The following is an 18,890-nucleotide window of genomic DNA, read 5'->3' on the forward strand; positions in this document are numbered from 1 at the left end:
TCATCAGCGTCAATTATTCCGGATTCCGGTCAGTGAAATAATGCGATCTTTAAAATCCTCATAGTCCTCAGATCGACCATTTATAAGCGTCGAAAGCCGATAAAACCGATTTGTAGAAGGAGACTCACGCTTTGCCATATCAAGATCAATGCGGTCGACATTCACGACAGTCCAGCATTCCACATAACCGGAAGCTTTTGCCTTTTGATGATTTTTTTCAGCTTCTCCGATACGGTTGTGAATGTTGGAAAAATCGGTACCCCCTTTAACTTCGACGGCGATAATGTTCCGAAATTTACCTTTCGTCATTTCTTCACGTATGACAATGTCGGGATCGGGCGCAAATGCGATAGACACCTTGCGCCCTGCGGCGTTTTCGATCTCTATTTTTCCCGAACTCGATGAAGTAGCGGCATGTTGGACGATAAGATGAATCGCCTCAAACACGCGAACAATGCCTTCCGCCCCTTTCTTCACATTCGCTCCGCCACGGAGTTGCGGACCAACCGTCAGCAAGGCCAAGTCGTCCAGTAACTCGCGACTGAGCCGATCTGCGCCGATACCCTCCACCAAGGCGCAAGCGCTATCGATCAAAGCTTTGCACAGCGCGGACAGAGAGGCCTTTTGTCCCTCGTTCAAACGCCCGAACTCTTCCATTGCTTTGAAACCCGAAACACCAAACTCCGCGCTATAAAAAGCTTTCTGATTGAAGCCGAACAAAAGCCGGTAATACCCTAATAATCGCGGATTCTTTTCAAATAAGCACGGAACAGGAAACACCAACTCGCCACGCAGCCCTCGGGCAGCCAAGGCTTTAAGACAATAGAGTTGTTTCAGATGCTAAACAATTGTAAATCAACAGATTTTGTAGTTCCAAAGCCCGGCGGAAAGTGAGAAAAAATAATCCACGAAGTGACCCAGATGATTTCTAATCCGATGCATCATGCAGTGGAAGAACTTCATGCCACCGATGGCATGCTCAACGATGACCCGCGTGGCGGCTTGTTTTCTGTTCTGTTTCTTCTGCTCAGGCGTCAATGTCGGATTAGGGTTTTTCTTGGATTTTCTAGGTTTCTTGTGGGGTAGATATATTTGGGTACTTTGATAATCTTTGTCCGCGTCCAGAAATCCTAAGTCAAGCCATAAATTGACCTTCTCGAACCACGCTGAACCCGGCGTGAAGACATCTTTCATGAGTGTGTAGTCATGTACGCTGCCTGCCACAATGCAACACAAAAACAATATCCTTCGATTAAAGTCGGAGATTACGAGGGATTTGAGCGTATGTCTTTTTTTTCCACTGTAATGCTTTTCCTGTTCAGTTTCATCTTGGGGTCGAACGCAAGCGACCTCCACGCCTTCGATCGCTATGTTCTTATATTGATCAATGAGTTGAGAGAATTCTTCTGGGGTTGTTAGCGTGCGCTCCGGCATGACGTTGAGGCTTGTCAACGCTCGCACTAAAACCGGCAGCAAGCGGTCGATGTGGGCATGGGCATGTCCGCCACTGAAACCGAAATGAAAGCCCAGAACGTCAAAAGTAGGATAGGTTTTCAAATAGTACAAAACGAAAAACAGCTTTTTCTCGTAAGAATCAAGATAACCTTTAGGGCCGCCCTGTTTGACGTGTTTTATTTCGCCCTTTTCGACACGCTCTCGATCGATGGCTTGAGCGGCCGACTCGAATACTTTGACGAGGGCTGTGAACTTCGCCTTGGGCATTCCAATCAACGATTCCACGATGCGGTCATCGGTTATTTGGCTAAATTTGTCGTAGATCATTGAAGGTTTTTATATTCGAATTTGTTTGAGAAACAAGTGGGCTATCAAGACCATGCATTAGCATCAGGTACAACTCTAATGTTCGGGAACGTATTCGGATAACTGGGTATTCAGCAGGGCAAGATCGGTCTTCTCTACCGTCGAACCAAGCGCATCCTGCATGTACAAAGTACGCATCTGACCGAGTGCAAATGAAAAATCGATTTGCAATTCGGGTGCGGGAATTCGGAAGGCAGCCATTATGCAGCTACCTTAATGACACTCGGTTCGAAAATACCCAATCTTTGAACCGCCATTCGGACATATTCCGAATGAAGTTCTATACCAACATACCGGCGTCCATGGCTTAAACAAACAAGTCCTACGGTACCTGAACCGAAAAAAAAATCGAGCACGAAATCGTTCGGCTTCGTGGAAGCGAGTATGCAAGGCTCGATTAAAGCGGGCGGAAACGTGGCAAAATGCGCACCCGGAAATGCTTGGGTATTAATACCCAGCCCTTTAAAGGTGGAATCAAAAACGCAAGTATGTCTGCCCTGATTCCTGATTTATTTTCTCCCCGCCTATAACCTCAAATACCCCACTCGTTATGATTGAACTGCTCTGCCTGAAAATGGCTCTCCCATATTTTCCGTGGTAAACACTACATGCAGTATGCCAAGGAATGGATAGCGAAATGTCAGCGGCTTTGATATTTTGCTGGAAGCCATGATTTTCTTTTAAGCTCAAATGACTCAACCGCAGATACAGATACCCTTAGACCTGCCCAATGTTCAGGTAGAACATTGCGAACAAACACCTCAAGGTTTGGTGATTACGGTGGTCAGCACTAGCCAAACTGCCGTGTGTCGTCGGTGCGGGCGCACGATTGATAAGTTTCACGGCTACGATAAAGAGATTACCTTGCGGCATCTGCCGATTTTTGACCGGCCGGTTTGGATTCGGATCAAGCCCAAACGTTTTCAATGCCCCCATTGCCACAAAGGCCCGACCACGACCCAGCGTTGTGAGTGGTATGACCCGAAGAGTCCCCATACCAAGGCTTACGAGCATTGGATTCTGCGGGAATTGGTCAACAGTACATTGAGTGATGTCAGTTTGAAACGCGACCTCACGGTGGCGTGCATCGAAGGCATCATCGACCGCCATGTTCAGCGGCAAGTCGATTGGTCAACGGTGCCAAACTTGGAATTGCTTGGGATTGACGAAATTGCGCTGAAGAAAGGGCATAAAGACTTTGTGGTGATTATTTCGGGTGTTACGGTTAAGCGGGAGAAGTTTATTCTGGCGGTGTTGCCGGACAGGAAAAAAGAGACGGTCAAATCCTTTTTGGAGACATTACCACCGGATCAACGCGAGCAGGTCCGCCAAGTCTGTATCGACATGAATGAAGGTTACCGCAATGCGGTTCAAGAACCCCTACCCAACGTGCCAATAGTGGTTGATCGTTTTCACGTGGCCAAGCATGACCGCGATTGCGCCGATAAAGCTCGCAAAGCCGAAATGAAGCGCTTGAAAACGACATTGTCCGAGCATGACTATGCGCAGTTGAAAGGGGCGATGTGGGCGTTTCGTAAACCCTGGATAGCCTTAAGCGAGAATCCACACTCAATTCAACCCGTCGCGGCAGCGACACCTTAAAAGCGAAACCTTATTCGGTGGGTTACGGCTGCGCCTAACCCACCCTACGACTACGACAGATAAGGTATCTCAACGACGATCATCCGGTTCCTTCGCAACGCCTTTAAAGGGTTTGCCATCAGTCTTTTGATCCATAAAACGGCCAGTTGAAGCATCACGCTTTGTCCAATTTCCATTTTTGGGATTTTGGGTCTGCGACCGATTATCGATAGATCCACGGCGAAAACCGTTACCTGTATTTCTTGCCATAACGTTCTCCCACAATTTATGGGTTAAGCGATAAATTTCCTTCCCTCACCCTAACCCCGTCCCAGAGGGAGAGGGAGAGGGAGAGGGAACTGAAAGGTCCCACAGTAGAGAGGAAGCAAATCACTGACATGCCTCACATTCCGGATCATCAATCGAACACATCTTCACCCCCGAAGCCGCCGCCTCGGCATAGGCAGCTTCCGCCGGATGATGCTTCGTTCCCGGAATCGCATCGTCGATGGGGTCGGTCTTCACGGCGTTGAGCTTACCGTCGAAGGCGGTGCTCTTCTCCACGTGGGTGGCGCCCATGGTGCGGAGATAGTAGGTGGTCTTGAGGCCGCGGATCCAGGCCAGCTTGTACAGGTTGTCGAGCTTCTTCCCGGAAGGCTCGGCCATGTAAAGGTTGAGGGACTGTGCCTGGTCGATCCACTTCTGCCGGCGCGAGGCGGCTTCCACCAGCCAGCGCGGGTCAACTTCGAAGGCGGTGGCGTAGATCTGTTTGAGCTGGTCCGGTATGCGCTCGATCTTTTGCAGGCTGCCGTCGTAGTACTTGAGGTCATTGATCATGACCGCATCCCACAGGTCGAGCTTCTTGAGATCGTTCACCAGATACGGATTGACCACGGTGAACTCGCCGGAGAGGTTCGATTTGACGAACAGGTTCTGATAGGTCGGCTCGATCGACTGCGACACTCCGCAAATGTTGGAGATGGTCGCCGTCGGAGCGATCGCCATGGTGTTGCTGTTGCGCATGCCGACCGCTTTCACCCGATCGCGGAGCGCGTCCCAGTCCAGGGCGAAGCTGCGATCTTGCTGGAGATAACCGCCCCTGCCCTGTTCGACCAGCGCCATGGAATCGTAGGGCAGAATGCCCTGGCTCCACAGCGAGCCTTCGAAGCTGGAATAGCGGCCCCGTTCTTCGGCGAGATCGGTGGACGCCTTGATGGCGTAGTAGCTCACCAGTTCCATGCTCTTATCGGCGAAGCTTACGGCTTCATCGGACGCATAGGGGATGCGCAGCTTGTACAGCGTGTCCTGGAAACCCATGATGCCGAGCCCGACCGGGCGGTGGCGCAGGTTCGAGCGACGCGCCTGGGGAACGCTGTAGTAGTTGATATCGATGACATTGTCCAGCATGCGCATGGCGGTGGAAATGGTCTTCTCCAGCTTGTACGCGTCGAGAACGCCGTCCTTGGTGACGTGGTTCGACAGGTTCACGCTGCCCAGGTTGCACACGGCGATCTCGTTGTCGTTGGTGTGCAGGGTGATCTCGGTGCACAGATTGGAGCTGTGGACCACGCCCATGTGCCGGTTGGTATAGCGCAGGTTGCAGGGGTCCTTGAAGGTAATCCAGGGGTGCCCAGTTTCGAACAGCATGGACAGCATCTTGCGCCAAAGCTGCGTCGCCGGAAGCCGCTTGTATAGCGTGATTTCGCCGCGATCCACCTTGGCTTCATATTCCAGGTAGCGTTTCTCGAAGGCTTCGCCGGTGAGATCGTGCAGGTCCGACGTTTCGCTGGGCGTGAACAGTGTCCAATCGCCCTCTTCCGCCACCCGCTTCATGAATAGATCGGGCACCCAGTTGGCAGTGTTCATGTCATGAGTGCGGCGGCGATCGTCGCCGGTGTTCTTGCGGAGCTCCAGGAACTCTTCGATATCCAGATGCCAGGTTTCCAGATAGGCGCACATGGCACCCTTGCGCTTCCCGCCCTGGTTGACGGCAACTGCGGTGTCGTTGGCCACCTTGAGGAACGGAACCACGCCCTGGGACTTGCCGTTGGTACCCTTGATATGGGAACCCATGGCACGAACCCGGGTCCAATCGTTCCCCAGGCCGCCGGCATATTTGGATAGCAAGGCGTCGTCCTTGATGGCGCCGAAAATGCCGTCCAGATCATCCGGAACGGTGGCGAGATAACATGAAGAAAGCTGTGGGCGCAGCGTGCCGGAGTTGAACAAGGTCGGCGTGGAACTCATGAAATCGAAGCTGGAAAGCAGGTCGTAGAACTCGACGGCTTTCGCTTCGCGATCGATTTCGTTGATGGCGAGTCCCATGGCCACACGCATGAAGAACGCCTGGGGCAGCTCGAAACGGATACTCTTGGCGTGAATGAAATAACGATCGTAGAGCGTTTGCAGCCCCAGGTAAGTGAACTGAAGATCCCGTTCCGGCTTGAGCGCAGCGCCCAGGCGCTGCAGATCGAACCGGGTCAGCTCCGGCGACAGGAGTTCAAGTTCCGCGCCGCGCTTCACGTAATCCGCGAAATACTCCGCGTAGCGCTCCGCCATTTCGTCCTGAGTGGCTTCGACGAAGCCGTGGCCGAGGAAGCTCAGCGCCTCGCAGCGCAGGCTATCCAGTAGCAGCCTGGCGGCCACGTACGAGTAATTCGGCTCCTGTTCGATACGTGCACGCGCCGCCATCATGAGCGCCGGGGCCACATCTTTCTCGGGCACGCCGTCGAACAGATTGCGCTGTGTTTCTTCGAGAATCCAGGTCCCGTCCACGTCGGCGAGATCGCGGCAGGCTTCCTCGACGATTTTCTGCAGACGAGTCATGTCCAAGGGTTTTTGGGAACCGTCGGGCAGGGTCACGTGAATGGCGGGTTGCCGCGTTTCCTGCTGCTCGGCGGCTTTTTGCGCGCGAGCCCGAGCCCTGTCCTCGCGATACAGCACGTAAGCGCGGGCGATCTTGTGGTGGCCGCCGCGCATCAGGGCCAATTCGACCTGGTCCTGAATGTCTTCGATGTGAATGGTTCCACCGGAAGGATTGCGCCGGAACAAGGCGCTGGCGACCTGTCGGGTCAGCTCTTCGACGGTCTCGTGGATACGCCGGCTGGCGGCCGCGGTATTGCCTTCGACCGCCAAAAACGCTTTGGTAATGGCGACGCTGATTTTGCCGACGTCGAATAGCGTCACTTTGCCGTTGCGCCGGATGACGCGCATCTCGCCGGGAGCGGTCGCGCGCAGATCTGCCGAAACAGCCGGTCGATCCGGGGGAATCGAGGTCGGCTGACTGGTACGGGCTACGGATTCGGTTTCCATAGGTGCGGGTCCTCAGAAGATGTCTGGATGTATGTCGCTATACACTATAGAATGTGGTCGATGACGACGTCAAGCACAATATAATGTGTTTTAGTCTGTTAAGGACTTGTGGATAAGCTGTGTAAAAAAAGCTGTAAATTGCATTGAAATCAAGGCACTTGGCGAACGTCCATTATTCGGCCAGCGGGTTTGTTGTAACATGTCTCAGCCGATTTATAACAACTGATAACAAGGGCAAACTTTCACCATGCAAAGTGTGCGCGAATGGTTGAGCGACTGGGTCAAGCGAGTGCTGCCCAATTCTCAGGCCGTGTCTTTCGCAATTTTATTGATTGTCGGTTTCGTGCTGGTGATCAGCTTGGGGCAGATGCTCATGCCGGTATTCGCAGCCGGCGTCATTGCCTATCTGCTGGAAGGGATAGTCGCGCTCGGCGTGCGGAAAAAGCTGCCCCGCCTCGCTGCCGTCATCATCGTCTACGTACTTTTTCTCGCCTTTCTATTGTTTTTGTTCGTCGCTCTCCTGCCGCTCCTTTATCAGCAGACCGTGCAACTCATCGATCAACTGCCGACCTGGATGAACCGGGGGCAGATGTTGGTGATGCAGCTGCCGGAGCAGTATCCGAACTTCATTACCGAGGAACAAATCTACGAATTGACGGCAGTGGTGCGGAGAGAACTCCTTGCCTGGGGCCAATCCATGCTGACTTATTCGTACGCGTCCCTGGTCAGCGTCATCACCTTGATCGTCTACCTGATCCTGGTGCCGCTGCTGGTGTTTTTCTTCCTTAAGGACAAGGACTACATTCTCGGCTGGTTCAGCCAATACATGCCCCGCGACCGCAATCTTTCGACCCGTGTATGGCGGGAGGTGGACATACAAATCGGGAACTACGTACGCGGCAAGGTTTTCGAGGTCACCGTGCTGCTCGCCGTGAGCTACGTGACCTTTTCCTTGATGGGGCTCAATTATTCTCTGCTGCTCGCAGTCCTGATGGGGCTCTCGGTGATCATTCCATACGTCGGCGCAACCCTGGTAACGTTCCCTGTGATGATCGTGGCTTTCTTCCAGTGGGGACTGACCGACGACTTTTGGTATCTGCTTCTGGCTTACGGCATCATTCAGGCACTCGATGGCGTCGTCCTGGTACCGCTGCTGTTTTCGGAAGTGGTCAACCTGCATCCCGTGGCCATCATTGTGGCCATTTTGTTCTTCGGCGGATTTTGGGGATTTTGGGGCGTATTTTTCGCGATTCCACTGGCGACCCTGGTCAAGGCGGTGCTGGCGGCTTGGCCGCGATTGGGGGAAGACAATTTACCGCCCCAGGACACTGCTCCGGCCCAGCTGGCAAAACCTTCTAAATCCCTATCCTTGGGCAGCGAGGAGGTTTAGCCCACGGGTTTTCTCGACCTTCCCACGAGATAGACTTCGGGACTGCGATCGCGCGACGCTTTGGGCTTGCGCACCGAGACCTTTGCGAACATTTGACGCGCTTTCCGCACGAAATCGTCGAAATCGGGTCCCTGAAACAGTTTGGCCACGAAGCTCCCGCCGGGCTTCGCCAGTTGTTCCGCGGCATCCAGGGCAAGTTCCGCAAGATACATGGCGCGGGCCTGATCCACGACGCGCGCGCCGCTCATATTGGGCGCCATATCGGAGAGGATCAGGTCCACCGGTCTGCCTTCCAGCTCGGCTTGTAATTGCTCGAGTACGGAATTCTCCCGAAAATCGCCTTGAATCGCGGTTACGCCCGGAATCGCTTCCATGGGTAGGAGGTCAAGCGCTATAATTTTCCCGCTTTTCCCAACCCGCTCCGCTGCGTACTGGGACCAGCCGCCCGGCGCGGCCCCCAGGTCCAGCACGACCATGCCAGGCTTGAACAAACGCTCTCGTTCGTCCAGTTCTTTCAGTTTAAACACCGCCCGCGAGCGGTAACCCAGCGCTTGAGCTTGTTTTACGTATTCATCGGAGAAGTGTTCGGCCAGCCATCGGCGGCTGCTTCGACTGCGCGGCATGATCTGATAATGAGTTGAAAGAAATCCCAGTTCCCGAGGAAATCCGAGTTGAAATCCGATTTTAAGAAATTCCTGCGTACCAAGGCTCATTCCCTTAAACCCGTGGTCATCACAGGCCAGGCGGGAATTACACCCGCCCTCCTGAATGAGATTGGTCTAGCCTTGGACCATCATGAATTGATCAAGGTGCGGGTAAACGCCCCAGACCGTGAAGAACGGCGCGAGATGACCGCCCAGATCTGCGGAGAACTGGGCGCCGAATTGATTCAATCCATCGGCCACGTCATCACGCTCTATCGTAAGAACCCGGAAAAAAGTCATTAGAGATATTTGACCGAGCAAACTTCGAACTCCTTCACGCCGCCGGGAGCCTGCACCGTCGCGACATCACCCTCCCGCTTGCCGATCAAGGCGCGGGCAATGGGTGAAGTGATGGAGATGAGTCCTTCCTTGATATTCGCTTCATCTTCGCCGACGATCTGGTAAGTCACCGAATCGCCGCTCCCCATGTCTTCGAGTTCAACCGTAGCGCCGAAAACGACTTTTCCTCCGGCATTGAGCGTCGTGACGTCGATGATTTGCGCATGCGCCAACTTGGCCTCGATCTCGTTGATCCGGCCTTCGGTAAATCCCTGTTGCTCGCGAGCCGCGTGATATTCCGCGTTTTCCTTTAAATCGCCGTGCGCCCGCGCCTCGGCTATGGCCGCAATGATCTTCGGACGCATGACGGTCTTAAGGTGGTTGAGCTCTTCACGCAGCTTTTCTGCCCCACGGGCGGTTAGCGGTACCTTGTTCATAATTGCGTTTCCTCAAAAAGTTCAGACTTTGCCGAGTTCCTGGTGCAAATCCTGTAACCGGTTGATGTCGCCTGCGTCCAGCTCGCTCAAGGCGGAACAGGTCGCCCGGGCACCGGAGATGGTGGTGGTATAGGTAATCTGATGTTGCAGCGCCTCGCGCCGAATGGTGAACGAGTCGGCGATGGCCTTCTTGCCTTCGGTCGTGTTGATGATGAATTGGAGCTCGCCGTTCTTGATCATGTCCACGATATGCGGCCTCCCCTCGTAAACCTTGTTTACGGTAACGCACGGTATACCGGCGTCTTCAAGCACTCTCGCCGATCCCCGCGTAGCCACCAGCCGAAAACCTTTGGCCAAGAGATCTCGGGCAATCGGGATGGCTTTCGATTTATCGCTCTCCCGGACACTGACCAGGACGTTGCCGTTGCGGGCCAGCTTCACGCTGGCGGCGCGCTGCGCTTTTGCGTAGGCCTCGCCGAAGGTGGCTCCGACACCCATCACTTCGCCGGTCGACTTCATTTCCGGACCGAGCAGCGGGTCCACGCCGGGGAATTTGATGAAAGGGAACACCGCCTCTTTGACCGAAAAATAATCCGGAACCCGTTCTTCCATGATGCCTTGTTCGTCCAGGCTCTTGCCGACCATGCAGCGGGCCGCGATTTTGGCCAGCGGATAACCGGTGGCCTTGGATACGAACGGAACGGTGCGGGAAGCGCGCGGATTGACTTCCAGAATGAAAATTTCCTCGCCCTTGATGGCAAACTGGGTGTTCATGAGCCCCACAACGCCCAGGGCCTCGGCAAGCTGGCGAACCTGTTCGCGCACCCGCGCCTGAAGCTCGGGGCTCAAGTCATACGGCGGAATCGAACACGCCGAATCGCCGGAATGCACGCCCGCCTGCTCGATATGCTGCATCAAGCCGCCGATCAATACTCGTTTTCCATCACAAATGGCGTCGACATCCATCTCGATGGCGTCGTCCAGAAAACGATCCAACAGCACCGGAGACTCGTTGGAAACGCTTACCGCCTCGCGCATATACCGGTTCAGATCCTCGTCGTTGAACACGATTTCCATGGCCCGCCCGCCCAATACGTAAGAAGGCCGGACGACCAGCGGATAACCGATCTCGTTCGCGCAACGGATTGCCTCGTCCAGAGAGCGCGCTGTCCGGTTGGGCGGTTGCTTGAGATTCAGGCGATCGACCAGCTTCTGGAAACGTTCCCGGTCTTCCGCCAGGTCGATGGAATCGGGCGAGGTGCCGATAATGGGCGCGTCGGCCGCCTCCAAGGCTCTCGCCAGCTTCAGCGGGGTTTGTCCGCCATATTGGACGATTACCCCGGCGGGTTTTTCGAGATGAATGATCTCCAGCACGTCCTCCAGCGTGAGCGGTTCGAAATAAAGCCGGTCGGACGTATCGAAGTCGGTGGAAACCGTTTCGGGATTGCAGTTGATCATGATGGTTTCGTAACCATCCTCCCGCAGCGCCGTTGCGGCATGCACGCAACAGTAGTCGAATTCGATACCCTGGCCGATGCGATTGGGCCCGCCGCCCAGAACGATGATTTTCTTCCGCTCGGTCGGATTGGCCTCGCATTCTTCCTCATAAGTGGAATAAAGGTAAGCCGTTGCCGTTGCGAACTCCGCCGCACAGGAATCGATACGCTTGTAAACCGGGCGGATGCCGTGCTTGTGGCGGACCGCCCGCACTTCCGACTCGGCGCTGCCCAACAGTGCCGCAAGTCGCGAATCCGAGAACCCTTTGCGCTTCAAGGCGAACAGTTCTTCCGAAGACAGCGTGGCCAAGGTGCGCTTCGCCAGGCCCATCTCTTCCTGCACCAGGTCTTCGATCTGGGCCAGGAACCAAGGATCCACGCGGCAATGGGCATGTACCTCGTCCAGCATCCAGCCGGCCCGAAAGGCATCTGCGATATAGAAAATACGCTCCGGCCCCGGATGACGAAGCTCCCGAAGCAGAACATTGCCGGCTTCCTCGGCGGTAACGTCGAGTTTCCCGACCAGCCCGTCCACGCCGGTTTCCAGGCTCCGCAGCGCTTTTTGCAGGGATTCCTGGAAGGTACGGCCTATGGCCATGGCCTCGCCGACCGATTTCATCTGGGTTGTGAGACGATCGTCCGCCTGCGGGAATTTTTCGAACGCGAACCGGGGCACCTTGGTGACCACGTAATCGATGCTCGGCTCGAAAGAGGCCGGCGTCGCACCTCCCGTGATCTCGTTCTTGAGTTCGTCCAGCGTGTAGCCGACGGCAAGCTTGGCGGCAACCTTGGCGATCGGGAATCCGGTCGCCTTGGACGCCAGGGCCGAGGAACGGCTCACGCGGGGATTCATTTCGATGACGATCATGCGCCCATCCTTGGGATTAATCGCGAACTGTACATTGGACCCGCCGGTGTCGACTCCGATCTCGCGCAGCACCGCGATAGAAGCGTCGCGCATGATCTGGTATTCCTTGTCCGTCAGTGTCTGGGCCGGGGCGACGGTGATGGAATCGCCGGTATGCACGCCCATGGGGTCCAGATTCTCGATGGAACAGATGATGATGCAGTTATCCTTGCGGTCGCGCACCACTTCCATCTCAAACTCTTTCCAGCCCAGCACCGATTCTTCGATGAGAAGCTCATGGGTGGGCGAAAGTTCCAGGCCACGTTCGCAAATTTCGACGAATTCCTGCCGGTTGTAGGCAATGCCGCCACCCGAGCCGCCGAGCGTGAACGAAGGACGGATGATGGCCGGAAAGCCGATCTCTTCCAGACAGGCAAGCGCTTCTTCCAGGCTGTGGGCGACGCCGGAACGGGCCGACCCCAGGCCGATCCTGGTCATGGCCTGCTTGAACTTCTCCCGGTCCTCGGCCTTATCGATGGCTTCCTTGGACGCCCCGATCAGCTGTACGCCGAATTTCTCCAGCACCCCGTTACGGTCGAGGTCGAGGGCGCAATTGAGCGCGGTCTGTCCGCCCATGGTCGGCAACAGGGCGTCCGGCCGCTCTTTCTCGATGATCCTGGCGACGGTCTGCCAGTCTATCGGTTCGATGTAGGTGGCATCGGCCATCTCGGGATCGGTCATGATGGTGGCCGGGTTGGAGTTGACCAGGATCACCCGGTAGCCCTCTTCCTTTAATGCCTTGCACGCCTGTGCGCCGGAGTAGTCGAACTCGCAGGCCTGCCCGATGACAATGGGGCCGGCGCCGAGCAGAAGGATTGACTGAAGGTCGGTTCTTTTAGGCATGAAGCGTTGTAGCGTTGAGCGATATCTGGGCGAAAGTCATTCGGGACGGCCGCGGCAAATTCAGCCCGCCGGCATGGCTCCGGCCGAGCGGCCGTCATGCCGGCAGACCATGCTATTGATGAAGCGGTCGAACAATGGCGTCAAATCGTGTGGACCGGGACTTGCCTCGGGATGGCCCTGGAATCCGAAGGCCGGCCGATCGGCCAATTCGATTCCTTGCAGACTGCCGTCGAAGAGCGAACGATAAGTCGGTCGGACATTCTCCGGGAGGCTGGCTTCGTCCACGGCAAAGCCATGGTTTTGGCTAGTGATCAACACTCTTCCGGAATCAAGCTCCTGTACGGGGTGGTTGGCACCGTGATGGCCGAACTTCATTTTCATCGTTCTTGCGCCGCTCGCCAAAGCCAACAACTGATGGCCCAGGCATATACCGAACACCGGAATCCGGATTTCCAGAAATTCGCGGATCGCCCGGATGGCATAATCGCAGGGTTCCGGATCGCCCGGTCCGTTCGACAAAAAGACGCCGTCCGGCTTCAACGCCATCACCTCACGGGCCGATGTGACGGCTGAAACAACCGTCAGCCGGCAGCCCCGATCGGCCAATAAGCGAAGAATATTGCGCTTGACGCCGAAATCGTAGGCCACGACGTGGAGTCGATTGGTCTCGCGTTCGCCGCATCCCTGTCCGAGACGCCAGGAGGTTTCCGACCAGGCATAGCTCTCGGGCGCTGTGACCTCCCTGGCCAGGTCCATGCCTTGCAATCCCGGAAATTCCCGAGCTTTGGCGATAGCGAAATCCGGGTCGATCTCTTTTCCGGCTATCAGACAACCGCGCAGGGCGCCTTTATCTCGAAGGATACGGGTCAATTTGCGGGTGTCTATTCCGGCGATGCCCACCACATTTCTCTCTTTCAGAAATTCCGAGAGACTGTTCTCGGCACGCCAATTGCTGAAGCGAGCGGGCACGTCGCGCACCACCAGGCCGCTGGCATACACGCCCGCAGACTCGAGGTCCTCGTGGTTAATACCGACATTACCGATATGCGGATAGGTAAGTGTCACGATCTGACGTGCGTACGACGGGTCCGTCAGGATTTCCTGGTAGCCGGTCATGGATGTATTGAAGACTACTTCACCGATGGAGCAATCTTCCGCCCCGATGGACATACCCCGAAAAACGGTTCCGTCTTCCAAGGCCAACAATGCGCGCGTGTTCAATTTGTGTCACCGTAGACATGCAAAACGGGAGGAACCGTATGGTCCGTCCCGTTGCTGTTAATCGTGGATATCTTTAATTTGACGGAAATTTTACGAAAAATCGCCATCTGCTGTCTACGCGGCTCCATCACCCGCACGATTGAGAATCCACGTTCGGAACGCGTTACAATTTAGCGTGGGCACCGTCGCACATCGGCTGTTTTTCGGTATGCTTGCAACCACAGAGCCAGACCTTCTTCGCCTCGGTCAATTCGAAGGCGACCGGCGAAAACTCCGTACCCTGATGGGAACCATCGCAAAACGGCTGCTTGACTGACCGACCGCAGGAACACCACCAGTATTTGCCCGGCTCCAGATCCAAAGCGTAGGGAGCCTTTTGCGCGATTGTCGGTTCGGACATAGTGATCTCCAGTCTTCGTTCTAGTGAAAAATACACGTAACCACCGATCGAGGTTCCGCGTCGAGCCAGGTCAGATTCTCAGCCCCAGCGGATTATCCGGATCAACATGATCCATGAACGGTTTTCGGCGGTCTTGGTCGGTGACCTGGTATATACATCCCAGCCAGTTGTTGAACACTGCCTTCGCCGTATCCCGCCAGGTGTTGTCCAGATGTCTGATGACCTCGGCTTCCGGAAACTCCGGAGACGCCTTGCCGAGGCGCCTGGCGCTTCGGAGAAGCTGACCGTACTCGTTTAGCAAGGCGCCCACGTCGAGATTGAAATAATGTTCCGGAAACGGCGGATAATCCTCTCGCTCGCCGTAATAATGACGCATCGCTTCGCGCTTGTACTCTTTCAACAAACTGATCGTGTCGTACTCCGGATGCCCCTGGAAATACACGACGCGCAAAAAGTCCGGACTAACCGCCAGATGTACGCCGGCTTCCTCGCTTTCCACCAGGACCTTAAGCCCAGCCGTCTCCATATCCTCCCGAAAAATTTCGTTGTAGCGGGAATGAGGCACGTCGAAACGGGTGTTGATATCGGCGACCAGCGGATGGCGACGCTCGACCACCCGATGGGAATACACGCCCCAACGCTTGAAGCCCAAATGGGTGCGCTCCACCCCGTAGCTGTACTGAAACAGCGCGTGCGTAGCCAGACAGGAGCACAATACCGATGTTACGCTTTGTGCCGCCCAGTCGAACACTTCGGTCAAAGGCTTCCAGAACGCTTCGTCCTGAAGATGGGCCCGAGTTACGTTGGCGCCGCTCACGATCAGGCCGTCCAGCCCGTCACGCCTGATCTGCTCGAAAGTTTCGTAGTAGCGTTCGATATGGTTTTGCGCCTGTTCGCTTCGCTGTATACCGCCGATCGTAAACGGATGCATGTGAAACTGGACGATCGGATTGGCAGCGCCCACCAGGCGGAAAAATTGCCGCTCGGTCGCCTCCAGCGCGGAATCCGGCATCATATTGAGAAGCCCGATATGCATTTCGCGGATATCCTGATGGCGAGCACGCTCGACCGAAAGTATCTCCTGTCCCTCGTCCCTTAAGCGCCTGAACGTGGGCAAGTCGGTGTGGGCTACCAAAGGCATGTCTTTAAGCTCTCCGAAACAGGTTTAACGCGCTCGGGACGCCAACGCGTCCATGACGAGGCGAATGAAATCGCTCTCGCCCCGCACATTGGCAACGGCATTGGCATCGACGGTGTAGCCGTATTCGTCGGCAATAGCCTGATAATTGGGCAACCGCGAGCGGAATAGCCGGGGAAACACCCAAGAAACGAATTCGTCCGGCGGAATCTTCTCGATGGCCGAATAATTTTTGTCCGCCATGAATTCGGCGAGGTGCTGATCCAAGAACTCCTCCCGATAGTACAAGGGCTTGGGATCCCGCTGAGCACGCTCGATCAAAAGATGCTCCAACTCGGGAGTAGTCCTGATATACAGAATAATCGTGTGCTCGGCAAGAATCCTGATCGTATCCGGATCTTCCAGCTCGCTGACACTGCCGCCGGCGTCATTGATGAAATGCTTGTAGCCGTATATGGAGTCGGCTTTTTCTATAAATGCAGGTACGTCGCGCATCGCGGCGATCTCGGCCTTCCGGTGCAAGGCCTGGCGACGTTTGAACTCGGCCAACGTTAGTCCGCCCCTGGTCGGATCGCCGATCTTGCCGAGGAACGTCGAAACCGGTGTCAAGTTGTCCACGGTAATGTTGCTGCGGATGTAAATCGAATCCGAGCGCAACAAATCGCGCAAAAACGGCACCTCCATGGCCTGTCGCTTGATATTGTCCAGAATCGGCTCGTCCAGGTAACGAGTGCCGATCCGATAATCGCCCGAGTAATGGAACCAGGTTTTTTTCGGTAGGCTATCGGCCAGCGTCGTTTTACCTACGCCGGACATGCCCAGAAGGGTGATGCGTTTGGTCTCCCATTCATCGAAGTCCTTGGGGCTCATTCTCATGATGTTTTTCGCGTAAAGTGTGATGAGCGGTTATTCAGCCCGATTAATCATATGGATTCGCCGTTTGCTCAAACGCTCGAGCAAGGAACTCGCGCACAGGGGGCCAGGACCATATCGCCGAGAGCCTTTTCCATACAGATCAATTATTGGTCTCGCGCCTTCGCGCCGCTGAAAAATGCCGCATGCGAAGGCACGGATAGCCGACTGCGTCCTGACTAAGATCCCCGCCGGCCGAGTCCGCTGGGTTAATCACCCCCATGTCGCGCGCTTCCGGCACCCTATCCGTGTGCCCGTAAAATCTTTCCACCGACTCCCGGATAGTGCCGCCCCTGCCGACTGGCCGATGTTGTGTCGTTATATCAGGAACAATCATCTGAATTCCGAGATGTCGTAAACCGCACAAATTTTAACAGGTTCGGCTTCCGAACGGTCCAACTCGAACATGCAGACTCCCCAACATCGGATGATATGTTTAATATAAAAAAGACGGGCGAATTACCTTCGCGCGGTGACGAAGGACGCATTAACTGGTCGACGCCTTGACGCAAGGCCGCCGGCTCGCGATTATGAACCGGGTACGGAGCGCATCACGCCGCCCCAATTACAGACCTAAGCATCCGACTTCGACTTAATTACCAATCCGCCAAGACTGCAAACGGTTTATTCCGGCCGATCATTTATCCAATCCAACTCGTGACTGATACACCTTCGCGCAATCTTAAAACAAAGCTGCAGGTTACCTGTCAGAACTGCAGTCTGACTTCATTATGCATCCCCCGGGGACTAGCCCGGGAGGATATTGAACGCATAAGCCGCATCGTCTCCCGCAAGAAAACTCTTCAGCGAGGCGAGCATCTTTTCCACGAAGGCGATAAATTTCGCGGCGTGCTCGCGATCAAGGGAGGAACGGCAAAAACCGTCATATACGATACCCAAGGCTATGAATTCATCACGGGCTATCTATTACCGGGGGAACTGCTTGGGTTCGATGCAGTGGCCACCAATCATCACAAATGCTCCGCCATTGCTCTCGAAACTTTGAGCTACTGCGAACTCCCCGCCGATCAGCTCGACCAATTGTGTCATGAAGTACCGAATTTGCTGCGGGAAATGTTCCGCCATGCGAGCGCCAAGCTGGACGAGGAAACGGACCAGGTGATCATCAATAAGCGCGCGGCGGAAGACCGGGTTGCGATGTTTATCCTGAATCTTTCCGACCGCCTACGGAAACGAGGTTTTTCGCCGACGGAGTTCAATCTCACGTTGACTCGGCAGGAAATAGGCAATTTTCTGGGGCTAGCTCTCGAAACAGTCAGCCGCACCTTGCGCAATCTTGAAGATGCGGGGCTAATCAGGGTACACAACAAACGCATTCATATACTGGACCTGGAGGCACTCAGAGCCACATATGCCCATCGTTAATGTCACCCCAAACAAGCTTTCGACCTGCCCGAGAAAGGGTAGCTTTAAATATTCGCTTGCGTGCAAAAAGGTATATATCCGGATATCTGCAAGCAATCCAATATCCCGAAATCCATCGACAAAGCCATAATAAAACAAGGCGTGCCGAGAAAAAACTCGACACGCCCTTGAATAGAAACCGGACGGTAAATATTATTTACCGGATTCTTTGAATTTTTTCAGAAGGCCTTTTGCGGGCTTCGCTTCTTTAACGGACTCAGCAACCTCAAGGTATTTCGCCACCGTAGCGTCAAGGTCGGCCGGCTCGCCCACTACCATAACGGCGCCCATACGAGCACCCCAGTGCGGCGGGCACTTGAACACGTACACGCCTTCTTTCTCGACAGCATAATCGTAGTCCGCACCCATTGCGGACAACATTTTCGGAGCCCCTTCCGGCCACATGCCTTCTACGCTCTCCACGAAATGGGTCGCCATATTGCGGAACGAAATTACATCTCCAACCTTTGCATGAATAACTTCAGGCGCAAATTTTACACCCTGGCCTTTTACTTCGATCGTTTCTGCGTTGACGACGGCCGATGCCAACATCGCCACGCCCGCTGCTGCGAGCATCGCTTTCTTAGCAAAAATCATTACATAACCTCCAACACTACTGTTTTTCGTTATCACGGATGCCAGGCAAATCGAACAACGGTCCCTGTTTTGCCAAAGCCGCTTTCCTGAGCCGGCCCGATATTTCACCTCACACCGCGGGCGCCGATAATACACCAAATTAGCTTAACAAGCCATGAACGACATTAGCGCGCTCTGAGCCCGCAACCGCACCCCACGGCTCTCAAACGCCGCTTCCAGGACTCCCAACGGAAGGTCTCGGCTAAAGAAACCAGACCTTCAATGGACTTGCTTCCGATGCCACGCAATTGTCTTGCTTCAGCCCAAAAGCGTGACGGAAAGAGACAAGAAGCCATCCACGAAGCGATCCAAATGTCTTCAAAAGCCGCCTGGACGGCGCTTTTCATGGCGTTGGGAGAATTCGGACGGCTTTAGTAGTCACACATTC

General features: G+C 54.9%; 18 protein-coding genes. 4 read left to right on the plus strand and 14 right to left on the minus strand.

Going from position 1 to position 18,890, the window contains the following annotated elements; genetic code table 11:
• Positions 1 to 9: 9 nt before the first annotated feature.
• The 4 genes from sS8_RS08090 to sS8_RS29875 form a co-directional block, all read right to left on the minus strand.
• Positions 10 to 810, minus strand: coding sequence for an XcyI family restriction endonuclease (locus sS8_RS08090; RefSeq protein ID WP_197716710.1), 801 nt, complete (start codon positions 808 to 810; stop codon positions 10 to 12).
• A gap of 45 nt (positions 811 to 855) precedes the next feature.
• A complete protein-coding gene (locus sS8_RS08095) occupies positions 856 to 1,782 on the minus strand; it encodes a transposase family protein (RefSeq protein ID WP_119629214.1) in 927 nt (308 codons plus the stop codon).
• A gap of 75 nt (positions 1,783 to 1,857) precedes the next feature.
• Positions 1,858 to 2,022, minus strand: a complete 165-nt coding sequence (locus sS8_RS28005; RefSeq protein WP_170161000.1) for a hypothetical protein — start codon at positions 2,020 to 2,022, stop codon at positions 1,858 to 1,860.
• Positions 2,022 to 2,330 carry a DNA methyltransferase gene (locus sS8_RS29875; RefSeq protein ID WP_119629215.1) on the minus strand — a complete coding sequence of 103 codons (309 nt, stop codon included), beginning with the start codon at positions 2,328 to 2,330 and terminating at the stop codon, positions 2,022 to 2,024. Before sS8_RS29875 ends, sS8_RS28005 begins: the two co-directional genes overlap by 1 nt.
• A 181-nt stretch (positions 2,331 to 2,511) precedes the next feature.
• Between sS8_RS29875 and sS8_RS08105 the strand changes: the two genes are divergently transcribed.
• Positions 2,512 to 3,423 (plus strand): ISL3 family transposase, encoded by a 912-nt coding sequence (locus tag sS8_RS08105; RefSeq protein WP_119629216.1) that lies wholly within the window; start codon positions 2,512 to 2,514, stop codon positions 3,421 to 3,423.
• 69 nt (positions 3,424 to 3,492) lie between these two features.
• Here the strand turns inward: sS8_RS08105 and sS8_RS08110 are convergent, their stop codons facing one another.
• Positions 3,493 to 3,672 (minus strand): hypothetical protein, encoded by a 180-nt coding sequence (locus sS8_RS08110; RefSeq protein WP_086135027.1) that lies wholly within the window; start codon positions 3,670 to 3,672, stop codon positions 3,493 to 3,495.
• Positions 3,673 to 3,792: 120 nt separating this feature from the next.
• A complete protein-coding gene (locus sS8_RS08115) occupies positions 3,793 to 6,714 on the minus strand; it encodes a ribonucleoside-diphosphate reductase subunit alpha (RefSeq protein ID WP_119629217.1) in 2,922 nt (973 codons plus the stop codon).
• A 247-nt stretch (positions 6,715 to 6,961) separates the two neighbouring features.
• On the opposite strand from sS8_RS08115, the gene sS8_RS08120 reads away from it, so the two are divergent.
• The gene (locus sS8_RS08120) at positions 6,962 to 8,104 is read left to right on the plus strand and encodes an AI-2E family transporter (RefSeq protein WP_119629218.1); all 1,143 of its coding nucleotides are present in this window, start codon (positions 6,962 to 6,964) and stop codon (positions 8,102 to 8,104) included.
• On the opposite strand, the gene rlmE is transcribed toward sS8_RS08120, so the two are convergent.
• On the minus strand, positions 8,101 to 8,730 hold the full coding sequence (rlmE, locus tag sS8_RS08125) for a 23S rRNA (uridine(2552)-2'-O)-methyltransferase RlmE (protein WP_197716771.1): 630 nt from the start codon (positions 8,728 to 8,730) through the stop codon (positions 8,101 to 8,103). The two genes, sS8_RS08120 and rlmE, sit on opposite strands and share 4 nt — an antisense overlap.
• A 45-nt stretch (positions 8,731 to 8,775) precedes the next feature.
• Between rlmE and yhbY the strand changes: the two genes are divergently transcribed.
• Positions 8,776 to 9,051 (plus strand): ribosome assembly RNA-binding protein YhbY, encoded by a 276-nt coding sequence (yhbY, locus tag sS8_RS08130; protein ID WP_119629220.1) that lies wholly within the window; start codon positions 8,776 to 8,778, stop codon positions 9,049 to 9,051.
• On the opposite strand, the gene greA is transcribed toward yhbY, so the two are convergent.
• From greA to sS8_RS08160, 6 genes are all read right to left on the minus strand, one after another.
• Positions 9,048 to 9,524, minus strand: coding sequence for a transcription elongation factor GreA (greA, locus tag sS8_RS08135; protein WP_119629221.1), 477 nt, complete (start codon positions 9,522 to 9,524; stop codon positions 9,048 to 9,050). The two genes, yhbY and greA, sit on opposite strands and share 4 nt — an antisense overlap.
• A 21-nt stretch (positions 9,525 to 9,545) precedes the next feature.
• Complete coding sequence (gene carB, locus sS8_RS08140) at positions 9,546 to 12,770, minus strand: carbamoyl-phosphate synthase large subunit (protein WP_119629222.1); 3,225 nt, start codon at positions 12,768 to 12,770, stop codon at positions 9,546 to 9,548.
• A gap of 60 nt (positions 12,771 to 12,830) precedes the next feature.
• Complete coding sequence (carA, locus tag sS8_RS08145; RefSeq protein WP_119629223.1) at positions 12,831 to 13,991, minus strand: glutamine-hydrolyzing carbamoyl-phosphate synthase small subunit; 1,161 nt, start codon at positions 13,989 to 13,991, stop codon at positions 12,831 to 12,833.
• Between the two features lie 163 nt (positions 13,992 to 14,154).
• On the minus strand, positions 14,155 to 14,391 hold the full coding sequence (locus sS8_RS08150; RefSeq protein WP_119629224.1) for a CDGSH iron-sulfur domain-containing protein: 237 nt from the start codon (positions 14,389 to 14,391) through the stop codon (positions 14,155 to 14,157).
• Positions 14,392 to 14,461: 70 nt separating this feature from the next.
• The gene (gene metA, locus sS8_RS08155) at positions 14,462 to 15,532 is read right to left on the minus strand and encodes a homoserine O-succinyltransferase MetA (protein ID WP_119629225.1); all 1,071 of its coding nucleotides are present in this window, start codon (positions 15,530 to 15,532) and stop codon (positions 14,462 to 14,464) included.
• Positions 15,533 to 15,556: 24 nt separating this feature from the next.
• Positions 15,557 to 16,405, minus strand: a complete 849-nt coding sequence (locus sS8_RS08160) for an ATPase (protein ID WP_119629226.1) — start codon at positions 16,403 to 16,405, stop codon at positions 15,557 to 15,559.
• A 693-nt stretch (positions 16,406 to 17,098) separates the two neighbouring features.
• Here sS8_RS08160 and fnr point away from each other — a divergent pair.
• The gene (gene fnr, locus sS8_RS08165; RefSeq protein ID WP_119629227.1) at positions 17,099 to 17,827 is read left to right on the plus strand and encodes a fumarate/nitrate reduction transcriptional regulator Fnr; all 729 of its coding nucleotides are present in this window, start codon (positions 17,099 to 17,101) and stop codon (positions 17,825 to 17,827) included.
• Positions 17,828 to 18,019: 192 nt separating this feature from the next.
• On the opposite strand, the gene sS8_RS08170 is transcribed toward fnr, so the two are convergent.
• Positions 18,020 to 18,463 carry a plastocyanin/azurin family copper-binding protein gene (locus tag sS8_RS08170; protein ID WP_119629228.1) on the minus strand — a complete coding sequence of 148 codons (444 nt, stop codon included), beginning with the start codon at positions 18,461 to 18,463 and terminating at the stop codon, positions 18,020 to 18,022.
• Between the last annotated feature and the right edge of the window lie 427 nt (positions 18,464 to 18,890).

This window comes from Methylocaldum marinum (assembly GCF_003584645.1).
Lineage (GTDB): Bacteria > Pseudomonadota > Gammaproteobacteria > Methylococcales > Methylococcaceae > Methylocaldum > Methylocaldum marinum.